16 protein-coding genes are annotated in these 16,285 nt (G+C 74.9%); 11 read left to right on the forward strand and 5 right to left on the reverse strand.

The genetic code is table 11. From position 1 onward, the window contains the following. The first annotated feature begins 161 nt into the window (after nt 1-161). The 3 genes from groL (at nt 162) to ACZ55U_RS05655 (ending at nt 2,441) form a co-directional block, all read left to right on the forward strand. Nucleotides 162-1,784 carry a chaperonin GroEL gene (gene groL / locus ACZ55U_RS05645; RefSeq protein ID WP_465522752.1) on the forward strand — a complete coding sequence of 541 codons (1,623 nt, stop codon included), beginning with the start codon at nt 162-164 and terminating at the stop codon, nt 1,782-1,784. A 105-nt stretch (nt 1,785-1,889) separates the two neighbouring features. Next, a complete protein-coding gene (locus ACZ55U_RS05650; protein ID WP_465522754.1) occupies nt 1,890-2,246 on the forward strand; it encodes a hypothetical protein in 357 nt (118 codons plus the stop codon). Between the two features lie 21 nt (nt 2,247-2,267). After that, on the forward strand, nt 2,268-2,441 hold the full coding sequence (locus tag ACZ55U_RS05655) for a hypothetical protein (RefSeq protein WP_465522756.1): 174 nt from the start codon (nt 2,268-2,270) through the stop codon (nt 2,439-2,441). A gap of 139 nt (nt 2,442-2,580) precedes the next feature. Here the strand turns inward: ACZ55U_RS05655 and ACZ55U_RS05660 are convergent, their stop codons facing one another. Then, a complete protein-coding gene (locus tag ACZ55U_RS05660; protein ID WP_465522758.1) occupies nt 2,581-3,225 on the reverse strand; it encodes an HD domain-containing protein in 645 nt (214 codons plus the stop codon). A 64-nt stretch (nt 3,226-3,289) separates the two neighbouring features. Between ACZ55U_RS05660 and ACZ55U_RS05665 the strand changes: the two genes are divergently transcribed. From ACZ55U_RS05665 to ACZ55U_RS05675, 3 genes are all read left to right on the forward strand, one after another. After that, on the forward strand, nt 3,290-3,673 hold the full coding sequence (locus ACZ55U_RS05665; RefSeq protein ID WP_465522760.1) for a PadR family transcriptional regulator: 384 nt from the start codon (nt 3,290-3,292) through the stop codon (nt 3,671-3,673). Further along, a complete protein-coding gene (locus tag ACZ55U_RS05670) occupies nt 3,670-4,626 on the forward strand; it encodes a hypothetical protein (RefSeq protein WP_465522762.1) in 957 nt (318 codons plus the stop codon). Before ACZ55U_RS05665 ends, ACZ55U_RS05670 begins: the two co-directional genes overlap by 4 nt. 66 nt (nt 4,627-4,692) lie before the next feature. Then, nucleotides 4,693-5,379, forward strand: coding sequence for a copper homeostasis protein CutC (locus ACZ55U_RS05675; protein ID WP_465522764.1), 687 nt, complete (start codon nt 4,693-4,695; stop codon nt 5,377-5,379). A gap of 47 nt (nt 5,380-5,426) precedes the next feature. Here the strand turns inward: ACZ55U_RS05675 and ACZ55U_RS05680 are convergent, their stop codons facing one another. Then, complete coding sequence (locus ACZ55U_RS05680) at nt 5,427-7,478, reverse strand: HelD family protein (RefSeq protein ID WP_465522766.1); 2,052 nt, start codon at nt 7,476-7,478, stop codon at nt 5,427-5,429. 312 nt (nt 7,479-7,790) lie between these two features. Here ACZ55U_RS05680 and ACZ55U_RS05685 point away from each other — a divergent pair, with 312 nt between their 5' ends. After that, on the forward strand, nt 7,791-7,952 hold the full coding sequence (locus tag ACZ55U_RS05685; RefSeq protein ID WP_465522768.1) for a hypothetical protein: 162 nt from the start codon (nt 7,791-7,793) through the stop codon (nt 7,950-7,952). A 19-nt stretch (nt 7,953-7,971) separates the two neighbouring features. Here the strand turns inward: ACZ55U_RS05685 and ACZ55U_RS05690 are convergent, their stop codons facing one another. Then, nucleotides 7,972-9,639 (reverse strand): DNA repair helicase XPB, encoded by a 1,668-nt coding sequence (locus tag ACZ55U_RS05690; RefSeq protein WP_465522770.1) that lies wholly within the window; start codon nt 9,637-9,639, stop codon nt 7,972-7,974. A 124-nt stretch (nt 9,640-9,763) separates the two neighbouring features. Between ACZ55U_RS05690 and ACZ55U_RS05695 the strand changes: the two genes are divergently transcribed. Beyond that, nucleotides 9,764-10,018: a hypothetical protein gene (locus ACZ55U_RS05695; RefSeq protein WP_465522772.1), complete on the forward strand. Its 255-nt coding sequence runs from the start codon at nt 9,764-9,766 to the stop codon at nt 10,016-10,018. 10 nt (nt 10,019-10,028) lie between these two features. Here the strand turns inward: ACZ55U_RS05695 and ACZ55U_RS05700 are convergent, their stop codons facing one another. Continuing rightward, nucleotides 10,029-12,530 carry a helicase-associated domain-containing protein gene (locus ACZ55U_RS05700; RefSeq protein WP_465522774.1) on the reverse strand — a complete coding sequence of 834 codons (2,502 nt, stop codon included), beginning with the start codon at nt 12,528-12,530 and terminating at the stop codon, nt 10,029-10,031. 171 nt (nt 12,531-12,701) lie between these two features. Here ACZ55U_RS05700 and ACZ55U_RS05705 point away from each other — a divergent pair, with 171 nt between their 5' ends. Continuing rightward, a complete protein-coding gene (locus tag ACZ55U_RS05705) occupies nt 12,702-13,709 on the forward strand; it encodes a hypothetical protein (RefSeq protein ID WP_465522776.1) in 1,008 nt (335 codons plus the stop codon). A gap of 223 nt (nt 13,710-13,932) precedes the next feature. Here the strand turns inward: ACZ55U_RS05705 and ACZ55U_RS05710 are convergent, their stop codons facing one another. Further along, nucleotides 13,933-14,568, reverse strand: a complete 636-nt coding sequence (locus ACZ55U_RS05710) for an NAD(P)-dependent oxidoreductase (protein WP_465522778.1) — start codon at nt 14,566-14,568, stop codon at nt 13,933-13,935. 142 nt (nt 14,569-14,710) lie between these two features. Here ACZ55U_RS05710 and ACZ55U_RS05715 point away from each other — a divergent pair, with 142 nt between their 5' ends. Together ACZ55U_RS05715 and ACZ55U_RS05720 are read left to right on the forward strand one after the other, a co-directional pair. Continuing rightward, nucleotides 14,711-15,484: an SDR family NAD(P)-dependent oxidoreductase gene (locus ACZ55U_RS05715; protein ID WP_465522780.1), complete on the forward strand. Its 774-nt coding sequence runs from the start codon at nt 14,711-14,713 to the stop codon at nt 15,482-15,484. A gap of 194 nt (nt 15,485-15,678) precedes the next feature. Further along, nucleotides 15,679-16,281, forward strand: a complete 603-nt coding sequence (locus ACZ55U_RS05720) for a TetR/AcrR family transcriptional regulator (protein ID WP_465522782.1) — start codon at nt 15,679-15,681, stop codon at nt 16,279-16,281. The last annotated feature ends 4 nt before the right edge of the window (nt 16,282-16,285 follow it).

The following is a 16,285-nucleotide window of genomic DNA, read 5'->3' on the forward strand; positions in this document are numbered from 1 at the left end:
TGCTAATCATTGCGTTAGCACTCACAGTGTGAGAGTGACAGCGGACCGGGTCGGTGAGGCCCCCGGGAGCGGCAGGGGAATGGACCTCCGCGCACCAGGGCCGTCCGTCGCGGGCACCCCTTGGTCCGAGCAGTCGACCGTGTCCCGGAGGACCACTTCTGATGGCCAAGATCATCGCCTTTGATGAGGAAGCTCGCCGCGGCCTTGAGCGTGGCATGAACCAGCTCGCCGACGCGGTGAAGGTCACGCTCGGCCCCAAGGGTCGCAACGTCGTGCTGGAGAAGAAGTGGGGCGCCCCCACGATCACCAACGACGGTGTCTCCATCGCCAAGGAGATCGAGCTCGAGGACCCGTACGAGAAGATCGGCGCGGAGCTCGTCAAGGAGGTCGCCAAGAAGACGGACGACGTCGCGGGTGACGGCACCACCACCGCCACCGTGCTCGCCCAGGCCCTGGTTCGCGAGGGTCTGCGCAACGTCGCCGCCGGCGCCAACCCGATGGCCCTGAAGCGCGGCATCGAGAAGGCCGTCGCCGCCGTCTCGGACCAGCTGCTGGCCCAGGCCAAGGACGTGGAGACCAAGGAGCAGATCGCCTCCACCGCCTCCATCTCCGCCGCCGACACCCAGATCGGCGAGCTGATCGCCGAGGCCATGGACAAGGTCGGCAAGGAAGGCGTCATCACCGTCGAGGAGAGCAACACCTTCGGTCTGGAGCTGGAGCTCACCGAGGGCATGCGCTTCGACAAGGGCTACATCTCCGCCTACTTCGCCACCGACCTGGAGCGCATGGAGGCGACCTTCGAGGACCCGTACATCCTCATCGCCAACTCCAAGATCGGCTCGGTCAAGGACCTGCTCCCGCTGCTGGAGAAGGTCATGCAGAGCGGCAAGCCGCTCGTCATCATCGCCGAGGACGTCGAGGGCGAGGCCCTGTCGACCCTGGTCGTGAACAAGATCCGCGGCACCTTCAAGTCCGTCGCCGTCAAGGCCCCGGGCTTCGGCGACCGCCGCAAGGCCATGCTCGGCGACATCGCCATCCTCACCGGTGGCACCGTCATCTCCGAGGAGGTCGGCCTGAAGCTGGAGAACGCCGGCATCGACCTGCTGGGCACCGCCCGCAAGGTGGTCATCACCAAGGACGAGACCACCATCGTCGACGGTGGCGGCGACAGCGAGCAGGTCGCGGGCCGCGTGAACCAGATCCGCGCCGAGATCGAGAACAGCGACTCGGACTACGACCGCGAGAAGCTCCAGGAGCGCCTCGCCAAGCTGGCCGGCGGCGTGGCCGTCATCAAGGCCGGCGCGGCCACCGAGGTGGAGCTCAAGGAGCGCAAGCACCGCATCGAGGACGCCGTCCGCAACGCCAAGGCCGCCGTCGAGGAGGGCATCGTCGCCGGTGGTGGCGTCGCCCTGCTGCAGGCCGGTGTCGCGTTCGACAAGCTGGAGCTGGACGGCGACGAGGCCACCGGTGCCAACATCGTCAAGGTCGCGCTGGAGGCCCCGATCAAGCAGATCGCGACCAACGCCGGCCTGGAGGGTGGCGTCGTGGTGGAGAAGGTGCGCAACCTCCCCGCCGGTCACGGCCTGAACGCCGCCACCAACGAGTACGTCGACCTGGTCGCCGAGGGCATCATCGACCCGGCCAAGGTCACCCGCTCCGCGCTGCAGAACGCCGCCTCCATCGCGGCGCTGTTCCTCACCACCGAGGCCGTCATCGCCGACAAGCCGGAGAAGGCCGCCGCGCCCGCCGGCGGCGGCATGCCGGGCGGTGACATGGACTTCTGATCCTGATCGTCCCGATCGGATCGGTAGGTTCCTCGTCCGCGTGGGCGGCTCCCTTCGGGGAGCCGCCCACGCGGCGTTTTCGTCGTTGCATCGGAGAATGGACGGATGGCTGCTGACGACATCGAGAAGGCCCTGCACAACGCCCGGGCGCTGATCCTGGCCGACCTCACCGCGCGGGACGTGGCGGACGCCGCCGTGGTCTCGCTGGTGGAGCAGGCCGTGACGCACCGCCGCTGGTGGCTGGAGCAGTGGCCGGACGGCACCGAGTACGTCCTCGGGCTGATCGCCCAGGACGTCCAGGACGCGCTGCTGGAGGCCTACGGCCGCTGGCCGCTGTGCGTCGACTGCGCGGCCGACGGGGACCCGCACGCGCTCGGCGTGGAGCCCGAGTTGGGGCCGGAGCCGCACTGGGTGTGCGGCAAGCGGGGCGCGGTGGTGGCACCGGTGGGGGAGCTCGCCTAGCCGCCGTGTACGGTGCGCGGCATGAAGCGCTGGGTGTGGGGTGTGCTGGGCGGGTGCTGCGGGCTCGGGCTGTGGTGGGTGGTGGTGGAGGCGGCGGGGGGCGATCAGGACGCGTGGTGGGCCATCACGGGGCGCGTCGTCTCCGTGATGGGCGGGATGTCCGCCGCGGACCGGCTGCGGTCGCGGTGGAGCTGAGTCCGGGTGGAGCCGAGGTCGCGGTGGGGCTGAGTCCGGGGGGAGCCGAGGTCGCGGTGGAGCTGAGTCCGGAGTGGAGCCGAGGTCGCGGTGGGGCTGACGGGCGTGCGGCCGCGCGCGCCTTCGGCGGGGGCCGGCTTCAGAGCGCGGCGAGTTCGGCCGTCAGGTTGGCGCGGGCGGCCGCGGTGAAGCGGTCGCGGGCGGCGGGGCTGCGGTAGAGCGCGGGCAGGGCGAGCAGGTGGCGCAGCACGGCGGCGCGGCCGGCCCGGAAGTCCGGCTCGGGGACGAAGCCGTACTCCTCGCGGACGGCGGACGCGTACGCCGCGTACGCCTCGGGGGTGCCGCCGAGGACGGCGAGGTCCGCGTCGCAGAGCACCTCGCCGTCGCGGTCGCCCGGCGCCGGGTCGTGGCCGACGGTGAGCAGCACGAGGCGCTCGACCTCGGCGACCCGCTCGGCGGGCAGCCCGGCGGCGGTCAGCGCGCGGACGGCCAGGGCGGCGCTGCGCTCCTCGTTCTCGGTGCGGTCGGGGCGGTAGACGGCGTCGTGGAACCAGGCCGCGAGGCGGACGGCGTCCGGGTCGGCGGCGTGCCCGGCCAGTTCGTCGAGGTGGCCCAGCACCGCGCGCAGGTGCGCGACGGTGTGGTAGCGGCGCTGCGGCTCCGCCCAGCGGCGCAGCAGCTCCCGGCCGTACGGCTCGGGGTCCACGACGGCCCCGCAGCGGTGCAGCAGGGCCGTCCAGTCGGCGAGCAGGTCGTCGGTTCCGGCGGTCGTCTCGGCGGTCATGCGGCCCATTCTGTCGGCCCTGCCCGGTGGACGGGATATGCCGTTCGGCGATATATGTAGTCGTATGACAGAACGCGCCATGCAGGAGCCGACGCTGCTGCTGCTCACCGCGCTGGCCGACGCCCCGCGGCACGGCTACGCGCTCATCCAGGAGATCGCCGCGATCTCCGGCGGCCGGGTCAGGATGCGCACCGGCACGCTCTACGGGGCGCTCGACCGGCTGCTCCAGCAGGGTCTGATCGAGGTCGCCGCCGAGGAGGTGGTGGACGGCCGCGCCCGGCGCAGCTACGCGCTGACCGCCGAGGGCCGGGGTGCGCTGGCCGCCGAGGCCGAGCGGCTGCGGGCGGTGGCCACCGAGGCCGAGCGCCGGCTGAGCCGGATCCGGTCGATGCTGCCGGGCGCGGCCGGGCCGCAGGGGCGGCCGGCGACGGGAGGGGGCCGCTCATGAGCACGCCGGTGATCGGCGCGGCGCCCTCGGTGGTGCTGCGGGCCGCGCTCCAGCTCTACCCCGAGCGCTACCGCCGCGAGCGCGGCGGGGAACTGGCCGAGGTGTTCGCCGACACGGCGGCGCAGGGCGGTCGGCTGGAGGCCGCCCGGGAGCTCGCCGGCCTGGCGGGGTACGGGCTGCGGATGCGGCTCGGGCTGACCGGGGCCACGGCCGGCGGACGGCTGCTGGCGCTGGTCGCGCCGATGCTCGCCGGAGCGGCGGCCGGTGCCACGCTGATGGCCTGGGCGGCGACCACGTACCGGATCGCCAACTGGCTGACCTGGCAGGACCCGTACGAGGTCTACTTCGCGAGTTTCTCCCGGCCGGTGGCCGCCGTGCTGCTCGCGGTGGCGGCGCTCCTGGGGCGGTGGACGGCGGTGCGGGCCGGCGCGCTGGCCCTCGGGGCGCTGGGGGTGTACGACCTGGCGTCGGCCCTGCGGGACTCCTCCTTCGACCTGTGGTGGAGCGGCTACGTCGGGATGGCCTCGCTGCCGTTCGTGCTGGCCGCGCTGCTGCTGGTCGCGGCGCCGACCGACCTGCTGCCCCGGCCGACCTGGCGCCAGGCCGGCCTGGTACTGGCCTCGGGGGCGGCGGGCGCGCTGCTGGTGGGGGCCCAGAGCTGGGACGACACCCGCTTCCCGCTGGACCTGCGGTGGTTCGTGCTGATGCTGCTCGCCCCGCTGCTGCTGACCTTCGCCGGGCTGCGCGGGCGGGTGGCGCCGGTGGCGGTGGGGGTGACGGTGCTGGTGCTGACCGGGCCCGGCTGCCTGTTCAACATCTGGCGCGGGTCGGGCGGGGTCTCGCACCTGCTGCCGGTGGCGGCGCCGACGGTGGCGCTCCTCCTGCTGGTGGCGGTGGCGGTGCACCGGTTCGGCCGGCGGGAGGGAGTCGGGGCGGTCCACGGGACGGTGTGACCGGATCGGCCCTCCGGCGGGCGCCGGGGGTCGCCGGGGGCCGCCGGATGTGGCAATCTGTCGAATATGTCTAGACCAATTTTCGAAGTCATCGCGCTGACCCCCCAGGACGCCCAGGCCGCCGAGTCGGGCGGCGCCGACCGGCTCGAACTGGTCACCGACATGGCCGCCGACGGACTCACCCCGTCCGTCGAGGACTTCGGCCGGATCCGGGCCGCCGTCGGCCTCCCGCTGCGGGTCATGCTGCGCGTCCGGGACGGCTTCGCGCCCGGCGACGTGGACGAGCTGTGCGCCCGGGCCGCCGCGCTGCGGGCCGAGGGGGCCGAGGAGTTCGTCCTCGGCTTCCTCGACGCCGGGGGCGCCGTCGACCTGGCCGCCACCACGGCCGTCGCCGAGGCGATCGCCGGCTGCCGCTGGACCTTCCACCGGGCGATCGACCACAGCGCCGACCGCGCCGCCCTGCGGGCCGCCGTCGGCGAACTGCCCGGCCTGGACACCTTCCTCACCTCCGGTTCGGCCGCCGGGGTGGACGCCGGGCGCGAGGTGCTGTCGGCCGAGCTGGCCCGGGCCGGCGAGCCCGGGTACCGCCAGCGGATCCTGATCGGCGGCGGCCTGCGGGCCGAGCACCTGAAGGAGCTGCGGGCAGAGGGCTTCGACGCCTTCCACGTCGGCGGCGCGGTGCGGGTCGACGGCTGGAACACCCCGGTGGACCCGGCCAAGGTCGCCGAGTGGCGGTCGCTGATCGACGCCTGAGCAGGTGGCCCGAGGGGCCGGTCAGCGGACCGGCCCCTCCGCGCGCCTCACCTCAACTGCTCGGGCAGCGGCTGTCCGTGCAGCACCGTCAGCCCGGAGACGGCCCGGGTCAGCGCCACGTAAAGGCGCCGCAGCCCGGTCCGCTCGTCCGGCTCGCCGGCGATCACCGCGGCCGGCTCGTCCAGCACCACGTAGTCGTACTCCAGGCCCTTGGCCAGCGAGGCCGGGACGAGGGTGAGCCGGGCCACGGCGCTGGTCTCGTCGCCGGGGGAGAGGTACGCCAGCCCGGCCGCGGTCAGCGCCTCGGCGAGCGCGGGGACGCGGGCGTCGGCGGCGATCAGACCGGTCGAGCCCTCGTGCTCCAGCGCCTCCCGGCAGGCCGCCAGGACGGCCTGCGCGGTCTCCCCGTCCGGGACCTGGCGGATCGTCAGCGAGCCGGGCGCCTCGCGGACCGAGGAGGCCGGGGCCAGGCCGGGGGCGATCGCCGGGAGCAGCCGGGAGGCGTACGCGATGACCTCCTCCGGCACCCGGAAGCCCTTGGTCAGCTCCTCGACGTGCGCCTCCGGCTTGCCCAGGTGGTGCAGCGCCTCCGGCCAGCTCGCCGTCGCCCACGGGGTGGTGCCCTGGGCGAGGTCGCCGAGGACGGTCGCAGAGCCGGTGGTGCAGCGGCGGCCGACCGCGCGGTACTGCATCGGGGAGAGGTCCTGGGCCTCGTCCAGCACCACGTGCCCGAGCGAGGGGGTGCGCTGCACCAGGTCGGTCGCCTCGTCCACCAGGACGGCGTCGGCCGCCGTCCAGCGGGCGGTCCTCACCGAGCGGCCGGGCTTGGGCCACAGCACCGCGCGCTGCTCCTCGGGGGTGAGGATCCCCTCGGCGCACTCGGCGAGGAACCGAGGCTCGGAGAGCAGCCGCAGGACCAGCTTCGCCGGGTCGACGGCCGGCCAGCACTCCTTGACCACCGCCTTGACCGCGCTGTTGCGGGCCACGGCGTCCTGCACCCGGTCGTCCGGGGCCTCGCCGCCCTGCTCCATCTTCAGCAGCACGGCGTGCGCGATGCGCTGCGGCAGGGCGTCCCGGGCGGCGCCGTAGCGGATGTCGCGGCCCTTCAACTCCTCGATGATCTCGACCAGTTCGTACACCGGAACGCGCCAGCGGCGGGAGCCGCGGACCACCACGCAGGGCTCGGTGGGCAGGGTGATGCCCGAGCGCACCGCCCGGCGCAGCACCTCGGCCATCCGGGCGTCGCCCTTCAGCCGGGCCGCCTGCGGGGTGTCCTCGCCGCGCACCTCGACGTGCCCGACCAGCTGCTGGACGGTGGCCTGGGCGACCTCCAGCTCGCCGAGGGCCGGGAGCACCTGCTCGATGTACGAGAGGAAGGCGTTGTTCGGCCCGATCACCAGGGTGCCGGTGCGGGCGAGGCGCTCGCGGTGCGCGTACAGCAGGAAGGCGACGCGGTGCAGGCCGACGGCGGTCTTCCCGGTGCCGGGCGCCCCCTGGACGCAGATGGTGCCCGTGATGTCGGAGCGGACGATCTCGTCCTGTTCGGGCTGGATGGTGGCGACGATGTCGCGCATCGGGCCGACGCGGGGCTTCTCGATCTCGGCGGCCAGCAGGGCGGAGGAGCGCTCCGTCTCGGCCGGGTCGGTGAGGTGCTCGTCCTCGTAGGCGGTGAGTTCGCCGCCGGTGTAGCCGAAGCGGCGGCGGCGCTCGACGTCCATCGGGTCGGTGCGGCTGGCCCGGTAGAACGGCTGGGAGACCGGCGCGCGCCAGTCGATCACCATCGGGTCGCCGTCGGCGTCGTGGACGTGCCGGCGGCCGATGTAGAAGCTCTCGCCGCCTCGGCCCTCGCTCAGCTCCGCACTGATCGCGTGCAGGTAGTCGAGGCGGCCGAAGAACAGCGGGGTGTGCGAGAGGTCGGCCAGGGCGGCGATCCTGGCCTCGATCTGGTTCTGCAGGATGACGGTGGTGACCCAGGAGCCGGTCACGTCGCGGATGTCGAGCGACTCGACGTCCGCGCGCATGGCGCGCAGCGCGGCCCGGGACGCGGCCAGGTGGTCGCGTTCGCGCTGGAGGGGATCGGTGGTGGGGGTGGCGGGCACAGCGAACCTTCCCGGCTGCCCCGGTGGCGGGCGCAGCGGATCGTAGGAGCTCACGGTGGGTACGTCGACCGGTTGCCGAACGGCCGACTCCTCCCCCGGCTGCCTGCGGGCGCTCAGCAGGTACCACGGTTCGGGAGGGGGCAGACGGACGATCTTAGACCCGTCCGCCTCGGGGTTCCAGCCGCCCCCGTCTCGGGGTTCGCCCCACCCCCGCCCCGGGGTCCCCCGTACACCGGGAGGACGACCCGCGCACCTGCGGATACGCCCTTTGGAGTGATGCCCGCGGCCGTCCGGGTGCCTACCGTTGAAGACATGAGCACCACGAACCGCACCCCCCGATCCGGCCCGGCCGGCGCCACCGCCGCCTCCGGGCGCCACCGCAACCCGCTGACCACCGCCGTGCGCAACGTCGGCATCGCCCTGGACACCGCCGCGCGCGTGATCTTCCTCGGGCGCGACGGCGTCCGGTACTGAGGCCTCCTGCCGCGGTCTCCTACCGCACGTCGTCCTGCGGCGCGTCGCCCCGCAGCACGTCGTCGGCGTCGATGATCCGGTACGCGTAGCCCTGCTCGGCCAGGAAGCGCTGCCGGTGGGCGGCGAAGTCCTGGTCCACGGTGTCCCGGGCGACCACCGAGTAGAAGTGCGCCGCGTGGCCGTCGGCCTTGGGGCGCAGCACCCGGCCGAGGCGCTGGGCCTCCTCCTGGCGGGAGCCGAAGGTCCCGGAGACCTGGATGGCCACGGTGGCCTCGGGCAGGTCGATCGAGAAGTTCGCGACCTTGGAGACCACCAGGACGCTGATCTCCTTGTTCCGGAAGGCGTCGAAGAGCTTCTCGCGCTGGGCGTTGCTGGTCTCGCCCTTGATCACCGGGGCGTCCAGGGCCTCGCCGAGCTCGTCCAGCTGGTCGATGTACTGGCCGATGATCAGCGTCTGGTCCTTCTCGTGCTTCCTGACCAGCGCCTCCACCACCCGGCGCTTGGTCGCCGTGGTGGCGCAGAAGCGGTAGCGCTCCTCCGGCTCGGCGGTCGCGTAGGCGAGCCGCTCGGAGTCGGTCAGGGTGACCCGCACCTCGCAGCAGTCGGCGGGCGCGATGTAGCCCTGGGCCTCGATCTCCTTCCACGGCGCGTCGAAGCGCTTGGGGCCGATCAGGCTGAACACGTCGCCCTCGCGGCCGTCCTCGCGCACCAGCGTCGCGGTCAGGCCGAGCCGGCGGCGGGCCTGGAGGTCGGCGGTGAACTTGAAGACCGGCGCGGGCAGCAGGTGCACCTCGTCGTAGACCACCAGGCCCCAGTTGCGGGCGTCGAACAGCTCCAGGTGGGCGTAGACGCCCTTCCGCTTGGTGGTCATCACCTGGTAGGTGGCGATGGTGACCGGGCGGATCTCCTTCCTGGTGCCGCTGTACTCGCCGATCTCGTCCTCGGTGAGCGTGGTGCGCCTGACCAGCTCGTGCTTCCACTGGCGGGCCGAGACGGTGTTGGTGACCAGGATCAGCGTGGTCGACTTGGCGTGCGCCATCGCGGCGGCGCCGACCAGGGTCTTGCCGGCGCCGCAGGGCAGCACGACCACGCCCGAGCCGCCGTGCCAGAAGCCCTCCACGGCCTGCGCCTGGTACGGGCGCAGCTTCCAGCCGTCCTCCGCCAGGTCGATCGGGTGCGCCTCGCCGTCCACGTACCCGGCGAAGTCCTCGGCGGGCCAGCCGAGCTTGAGCAGCACCTGCTTGATCTGCCCGCGCTCGGAGGGGTGCACCACCACGGTGTCCGGATCGACCCGGGCGCCGACCAGCGGCACGATCTTCTTGGAGCGCAGCACCTCCTCCAGCACCGGCCGGTCGGTGGTGGTGAGCACCAGCCCGTGGGTCGGGTGCTTGACCAGCTGGAGCCGCCCGTACCGGCCCATGGTGTCCGCCACGTCCACCAGCAGCGCGTGCGGCACCGGGTAGCGCGAGTACGTCACCAGGGCGTCCACCACCTGCTCGGCGTCGTGCCCGGCCGCCCGCGCGTTCCACAGCCCGAGCGGCGTCACCCGGTACGTGTGCACGTGCTCGGGCGCCCGCTCCAGCTCGGCGAACGGCGCGATGGCGCGGCGGCAGTCGGCGGCCTTGGGGTGGTCGATCTCCAGGAGAAGAGTTTTGTCGCTCTGGACGATGAGCGGTCCGTCGTTCACGCGGGGGAGCCCTCCACTGGCTGACAGGGTGGTTTGACGCAGACCCTCCAGTGTCGCGCATCGCGGGTGGTGCTCGGGAGCCGTCCGGAGTGACCAGGGCGGGTGCCGGCTCGTTGGGCTGGCCATGAAGAAGTCGAAGCGTGTTCTCACCGCCCTCGCCCTGATGGGCTCGGCCTTCGCGGCCACCGCCTCCTCGGCCGGTTCGGCCCACGCCCTCGCGGGCATCGGCGAGGGGCCCGGCGGGCTGCTCGCGGCGCCGGGGTTCCTGATCGCGGAGACCGCGACCGGGGGCTCGATGCCGATCGGGCAGTCGCAGATCGGCGGCCTGGCGGACAAGGTCGTCCAGGACAAGATGAAGGAGGCGCAGCAGGGGCACTGAGGCCCGGACGTCACTCGTCGAGTTCCGCGACGCCGGTGATGCGGTGCAGGGCGAAGGTGCGGAGTTCGTCGGCATGGTGGTCGAAGGCGGTGACGAAGCCGCCTTCGACCTTGACCGGGTCGATGATGCGCTGGCTGGCGATGCCCTCGGCGTTGAGGTAGCCGATCCACATGCGCTCGCCGAGCAGGACGGCCGTCTGGAGGGCGGCCAGGGTCTCCGCGGCGGCGGTGCGGGGGAGGTGGCGCGGGTCGGGGGCCGGCCCGCGGCGGTTCGCGGTGGCGGCCCGGTCGCCGGCCCGGATGGCCTTGACGGCGGCGGCGAGCAGGGTGTCGTCGGGCGCGGGCGGGCCGTCGGGGACGGGCACGGGCGCCGTGCGGGGCGGGGTGCGGTGGCTGTCCGGGCGGGTGATCAGCACGTCGCCCTCGGCGGACTCGGCGGCCGGGGCATAGCCCATGGTGCGCAGCGCGGCGAGCAGGACGTCCGGGGCGGCCTGGGAGGCGAGGACGGTGGGGGCGAGCAGCCGAAGCCGCAGGTCGGCGGAGCGGCGGTCGGCGAGCACCTCGCCCAGCAGCGACGGGTCGTCGCAGCGCAGGTAGGAGGAGGCGGCGCCGACCCTCAGGACGCCGTGCCGGCGGGCGACGTCGTCGATCAGGTAGCCGAGCGGCTGCGGGACGGGCGTGCGGCTGTGCTGTTCCAGGAAGGCGCGCAGGTCGGCGGCGGTGCGGCCGGCGTCGAGGGCGCGCCGTACGGACGTCGGGGTGAAGCGGTAGACGGTGGCGCCGCCCTTGGACTCGATGTCGGCGCACAGGGCGAGCGCCTGGGCGAGCGGGGTGAGCAGCGGGCCGGGGGCGATCGCGGTGAGGTCCGGCTGGAGGATCACGTGGTCCAGCGGCTGCGGGAGCAGCGGGGCGAGCACCTCGGCCGGGTCGGACTCGGCGGTGAGCAGGGCCCGGGCGGGGGCGGCCAGGGCGCCGCGGCCGGTGATGCCGAGGAGTTCGGCCTCGTCGAGGGTCCAGGCGGTGAGGTCGTCGCGCAGTTCGCGGCCGTCCGGGCCGGTGGGGCCGCCGCGCAGCGGGCGCTGCCAGCGCAGGGTGGGGAGCAGTTCCTCGGCGGTGGCCGGGGTGCCGGGCGGGAGCTCGGCGAGCAGCGCGAGGGCGGCGCGGCGGACGGACGGGGCGAGGGTGCGGTCGAGTTCGGGGCCGAGGGCGGCGCGCGGCTTGCCCCGTCCGTCCGGGGTGCCGGCGAGGGCGGGGACGCGGGTGGCGGCCAGCCAGGCGCCGGCGAGGACGGACCAGCGTTCGGCGGTGTCCAGGTGCAGCCAGGCGTCGTACCCCGGAGTGGGGGCCCAGCGCTCGTCCACCTCGCCGTCGGGGGCCAGCAGCCCGGCGGTGTAGGCGAGTTCGAGCCAGAAGGCGGTCTGCTGCTCGGTGGTCTCCAGGGCCTGGGCGGTGCGTTTGAGGTCGCGGACGCCGAGGCCGCCGGCGCGCAGGGTCGGCGGCGGGGTGAGGCCCCAGCCGTCCAGCAGTTCCTCGACGGTCCTGACCGCGGTGTGCGCCTGGCCGGCGGCGGCGCGGTCGACCACCTCGGGGTCGCGCGGGGCGGCGGCGGGCGCCGGCTCGGGCTGGACCGGCTCGACGGTGCGGTGGGTGCGGCCGCCGCGCAGGTGCAGGGCGAGTTCGCGGGGCAGGACGACGCTGCCGGGGCTGCTGGGCAGCAGCAGGCCGCGCGCGAGCAGCCACTCGACCGGACTCTGGGCGTCCTCGGCGGTGACCGGGCGGGCGGCGTCCGGGACGGTGCCGGTGGGCGGGCCCCAGACCAGCCGGTCCAGCAGCCGCAGTGCGGCCTCGGGCGCGGTGTCGAGCAGCGCGGCGCAGCGGGCGCGGTCGGTGAGCAGTGCGGTGAGGGCGGCGACGGCGCTGACCGGGTCCGGGGTGGCGGGTTGTCCGGCGGAGGCGAGCAGTTGCTGGAGCCGGGCCGGGGACATGCCGGCGGTGGCGTCGGCGAGGGTGGGGCCGAGGCCGGTGCGGCCGGGATTGTTGGCGGTGGGGGCGAGCGCCTCGCGCACGGCGAGGACCAGCCGCAGGCCGTTGTCCGGGCCCCAGAGCAGCGCCCGGTCACGCAGGGTGGCGATCGCGCGGGGCAGGGCGGCGGCGACGGCGGACCGGTCGGCCGGGGTGAGCGGGGTGGCGCCGGGGTGCGGCTTGACCTTGGCCGGGCCGGTCAGCAGGGTGCGGACGGTGGCCAGCGAGGTGCCGTCCGGGGCGGCGGCGAGCGCCTCGGCGACCTGGAGGGTGAACCGGTCGAGCCGCTCCAGGGCGCGCAGCGCGGAGGCGCGCGAGGAGAGCCGGGCGGACAGCTGGGTGAGGTCGCCGGGGACGGGGTTCAGCAGGTCGGGGCGGGCGCGGAGCAGGGCGGCGAGCGCGTCGTCGGGACGGGCGCGCAGCTCCTCGGCGAGGGTGCGCGGGCCGGTGGCGGACCTGCCCCGGCGTTGGGGGCCCTGCTGTGTGGTCATTCGACCTAGGTTAGTCGGGCGGGGGGACGGCGGGGTGTCCTCCGGCCGACGCCTCACCGCCGTACCGCCGCGCCCGCCGTCGGACTCGCGTGGGCGGGGGCGGGGTGGGTAGCGTCACGCCGAGGGCGGCTCGGTGGGCGGCCGGGTACGGGCGAGGCGGGGTGGTCGGTGATGACGGACGGCGAGTGGTGGCGCAAGAGCGGGCCGTGGAGCGAGCGCCCGGGCAACGGCTCGGGGGAGCGCTCGGGCGGCGGCGCTCCGGCGGCTCCGTCGTCGGCCCCGTCGGCCGGCGCGTCGGCTGTTCCGTCGGCCGGCTCGTCGGGTTCGGGGGCCGCCGAGGTCCCGTCCGCCGCTCCGCCCGCCGCTCCGCCCGCCGCTCCGCCCGCCGCGGAGCCGGCCTTCGACCCGGACAGCGTGTACGACCCGCCGGCGCTGAGCGTCGCCGGCATCCCGGCGGTGTCGCTGGACCTGCCGGACATGGCCGTCGTCGAGGACCGGGCGGACGCGATCCCGCCGCCGACGGTGCAGAGCACCGGCCCGTGGACGATGACGCTCTTCGACTTCTCGGACGGGCCGCAGCCCGCGCCGAAGCCGATCCCCGAGCAGCGCACGGCCGAACAGGCCGAGCCGGCGCCGGAGCCGGTGACGGCGGAACCGGCGAAGAAGCCGCGCCGGGGATGGCTCAAGCCGCCGCCCCCGGCGGCTCCCGCCGCGCCGCCGCAGGCCCCCGCCGGGGAGGCGGGCGGCAAGGACAAGGGGAAGGGCAAGGGCAGGGGCAGGGCCAAGGACGGGGGCGGCGAGAAGGGCGGTGCGCCGGCCCGCAAGCCGTCCCCGCTGATCCTGCTCTCCTGCGGCCTGCTGGTCGGCGGCGCCGTCACCGGCTTCTTCCCCGCCATGCTGGCGGGCTGGGGCCTCGGCTACCTGTCGCGCCGGATAACGGACCTGATGCGCAAGTTCGTGATCCTCGGCATCCCGGTGGTCACGATGAGCGTGACCACCCTGTACTCCATGCAGCGGGCCAAGCAGGCCGGCGGCGAGGGCGCCGGGCTCCAGTCGGGGTCCCCGCTGGGGCAGATCAGCTGGTCGGCGGCCCCGAACGTGCTGCGGCTGGCCGCGGTGCTGTCGGCGGTGGCCCTGCTGCTGCTCACCATGCGCCGCCGTGCGTCGCAGCAGGGCTGAAGCGGGGCGGCGGGGCTGAGACGGCACCGGGCCGGCCCTCGCGGAAGGGGATCCGGCCCGGTGCCGTGCCGGATCGGCATGGGTGCGGCCGTTCCGGAGGTAGGCAGCCTGGCCGGTCTGTCCGAGCGTCGTCGAACCGTCACGCGACTGCCGGGCCGGTCTGACCGGATGGTCGGTCTTGTCGGGAAGGTTGTCGTCGAACTGCCGGTACACGGGCGGTGGCTCAGTCGTCGGCGAGGTGGACGAGGCGGCGGAAGGTCGCCGGGTCGCCGAGGTGGTCGACGATCCAGTGGGCGACGGTGGCACGGGTGGCGGTGCCGGCGCGGGGGAGCGGGCGGTCGTACGAGACCTGGGGGCCGGCGGACGCCGGGCCGTCCTTGAGCATCGGCACCCGGACGACCGTCCAGGCGATGTCGGACCCGGCGAGCACCGCCTCCATCCGGGCCAGGTCGTGGTGGACCTCCCGGTACAGCCGGTCGACGACCAGCCTGGTCACCAGCCGCTGGGCGTAGGGGAGCCGGCTGGTGTCCAGGCCGGCCGAGCTCATCATCAGCAGGTGCCGGGCGCCGCCGGCCCGGACGGCGGCGGTCAGTTCGCGGGCGCCGTCGGAGAAGACGGTGGTGGCCCGGCGGCCGGTGGTGCCGAGGACGGCGACCACGACGTCCTGGCCGCTCAGCGGATCGTGCAGGGAGCCGGGCTCCGTGACGTCGGCCCGCGCGGTGAGCGGGGTGCCGTACGGGAAGGCCGGCAGTCGGGCGGGGTCGCGGGCCACGGCGGTGACGGTGTGCCCGGCCGCCAGGGCGAGCGTGACCACCAGGTGGCCGGTGCGCCCGGTGGCTCCCACGACTGCGATCCTCATCGGTTCCTCCTCGGGTTGCCCGGGGTGCGGGCGGGGGTCGGGCGGCGAGCGGCAGTGGTTGTCATTCACTCAGACGGGCTGTATGAATGAATCAAGTGAACCACAACACACCGCGAGAGCAAGCACGAAGGAGTGATGGAGCATGGGAGTTCAGCAGGCCCGGTACCCCGACCTGGACGGCCGGGTGGTCGTGATCACCGGTGGCAGCCGTGGCATCGGCGCGGAGACCGCCCGCGCCTTCGCCCGGCAGGGGGCGGCCGTCGCGGTCCTCGGCCGCGACGAGAAGGCGCTGATGGCGGTGGCCGGGGAACTGCGGGCGCAGGGTGCCAGGGCGCTCGGCCTGGTCGCCGACTGCACGGACGCGGCGGCGCTCGGCTCCGCCGCCGCCAGGATCGAACGGGATCTCGGCCCGGTCGACGTCCTGGCGGCCTTCGCCGGTGGTGACGGCTACCCGGTGCCGACCGCCCGCGAGAGCGAGGAGCACTGGCGGGCCGTCCTGGACGGAAACCTCACCGCCACCTTCCTCACCGTCCGGGCCTTCCTGCCCGGGCTGCTGGCCCGTGGCAGCGGTTCGGTCGTCACCATGGCCTCCACGGCCGGCCGGCTGGCCGGCGGCGCCTCCGCCGCGTACGCCACGGCCAAGGCGGGCGTGCTGATGTTCACCCGGCACCTCGCCCTGGAGGTCGCCGGCGAGGGCGTCCGGGTCAACGCCGTCGCGCCGGGCGCCGTCCGCACCGAGCGGACCGACGCGCAGATGTCGCCGGAGGTGCGGGCCGCGGTCGCCGCCGCGCATCCGCTGGGGCGGCTGGGCGAGCCGGTGGACATCGCCTCGGCCACGCTCTTCCTGGCCTCCGACGCGTCCTCCTGGATCACCGGGCAGACCCTGGACGTCAGTGGCGGGCGGGTCATCGTCTGAGCGGGGCGGGCCCCACCGGGTCCCACCGGTCCTACCGGGCCCCACCGCGCTCCGCGGCCCCGGGCCCCACCGGGCCCCACTGCCCCAGGCCCCGCCGCGCCCGCCGCCCCGCCGCGCCCCGGTCCGGGTGGGCCGATCGGCGATACTGCCAGTTCACACGGTTCACACGGAACGAGTGGGTGGAGGCGAGCGGGATGAGCCCCCGGTCCTACCGGATGGGACAGCGGCAGGCGGAGGTCGACGAGACCCGCGCCCGGATCGTCGCGGCCGCCCGCGCGCACCTGGCCGAGACCGGCGGGGCCTCGCTGGACGCGGTGGCCCGCCGGGCGGACGTCGCCCGGGCGACCGTCTACTACCAGTTCGGCTCCAAGGCGGGCCTGCTGGAGGCGGTCTGCGACGCCCTCGCCGCCCAGGGCGGCATGTCCCGGCTGGCCGAGGCGTTCACGCTCGCCGACCCGTGGGCGGCGGTGGACCGCTTCGTGGAGGTGATGGGCGGCTTCTGGGCGGTCGACCGGGTCTGCACCCGCCGGCTGCGGGCCCTCGCCGCGCTGGACGAGGAGGTGGGCCGGGTGATCGCCGACCGTGACGCGCGCCGCCGGGAGGGGGCGGCGGTCCTGACCGGCCGTCTGCCGGCCGCCCCGCCGGACGCGGTGGGGCTGCTCTTCGTCCTCACCGCCTTCGAGACCTACGACGCGCTGGCGACGGAGGCGGGGGTGCGGGACGGGGGCGGTGACCTGACGGCCGCGATCCCGGCGGTCACCCGGCTGGTCCGGGCCGCCCTCGGCGGACCGGCGTAGCCGA

This window comes from Kitasatospora sp. NPDC034533 (assembly GCF_055575155.1).

Coding starts and splice junctions, on each gene's coding strand:
- ACZ55U_RS05660 (WP_465522758.1), bottom strand. CDS start 3,225: ATGACCGCCGAGACGACCGCCGGAACCGACGACCTGCTCGCCGACTGG.
- ACZ55U_RS05655 (WP_465522756.1), top strand. CDS start 2,268: ATGAAGCGCTGGGTGTGGGGTGTGCTGGGCGGGTGCTGCGGGCTCGGG.
- ACZ55U_RS05650 (WP_465522754.1), top strand. CDS start 1,890: ATGGCTGCTGACGACATCGAGAAGGCCCTGCACAACGCCCGGGCGCTG.
- ACZ55U_RS05720 (WP_465522782.1), top strand. CDS start 15,679: ATGAGCCCCCGGTCCTACCGGATGGGACAGCGGCAGGCGGAGGTCGAC.
- ACZ55U_RS05670 (WP_465522762.1), top strand. CDS start 3,670: ATGAGCACGCCGGTGATCGGCGCGGCGCCCTCGGTGGTGCTGCGGGCC.
- ACZ55U_RS05710 (WP_465522778.1), bottom strand. CDS start 14,568: ATGAGGATCGCAGTCGTGGGAGCCACCGGGCGCACCGGCCACCTGGTG.
- ACZ55U_RS05665 (WP_465522760.1), top strand. CDS start 3,290: ATGACAGAACGCGCCATGCAGGAGCCGACGCTGCTGCTGCTCACCGCG.
- ACZ55U_RS05715 (WP_465522780.1), top strand. CDS start 14,711: ATGGGAGTTCAGCAGGCCCGGTACCCCGACCTGGACGGCCGGGTGGTC.
- ACZ55U_RS05705 (WP_465522776.1), top strand. CDS start 12,702: ATGACGGACGGCGAGTGGTGGCGCAAGAGCGGGCCGTGGAGCGAGCGC.
- ACZ55U_RS05675 (WP_465522764.1), top strand. CDS start 4,693: ATGTCTAGACCAATTTTCGAAGTCATCGCGCTGACCCCCCAGGACGCC.
- groL (WP_465522752.1), top strand. CDS start 162: ATGGCCAAGATCATCGCCTTTGATGAGGAAGCTCGCCGCGGCCTTGAG.
- ACZ55U_RS05695 (WP_465522772.1), top strand. CDS start 9,764: ATGAAGAAGTCGAAGCGTGTTCTCACCGCCCTCGCCCTGATGGGCTCG.
- ACZ55U_RS05685 (WP_465522768.1), top strand. CDS start 7,791: ATGAGCACCACGAACCGCACCCCCCGATCCGGCCCGGCCGGCGCCACC.
- ACZ55U_RS05700 (WP_465522774.1), bottom strand. CDS start 12,530: ATGACCACACAGCAGGGCCCCCAACGCCGGGGCAGGTCCGCCACCGGC.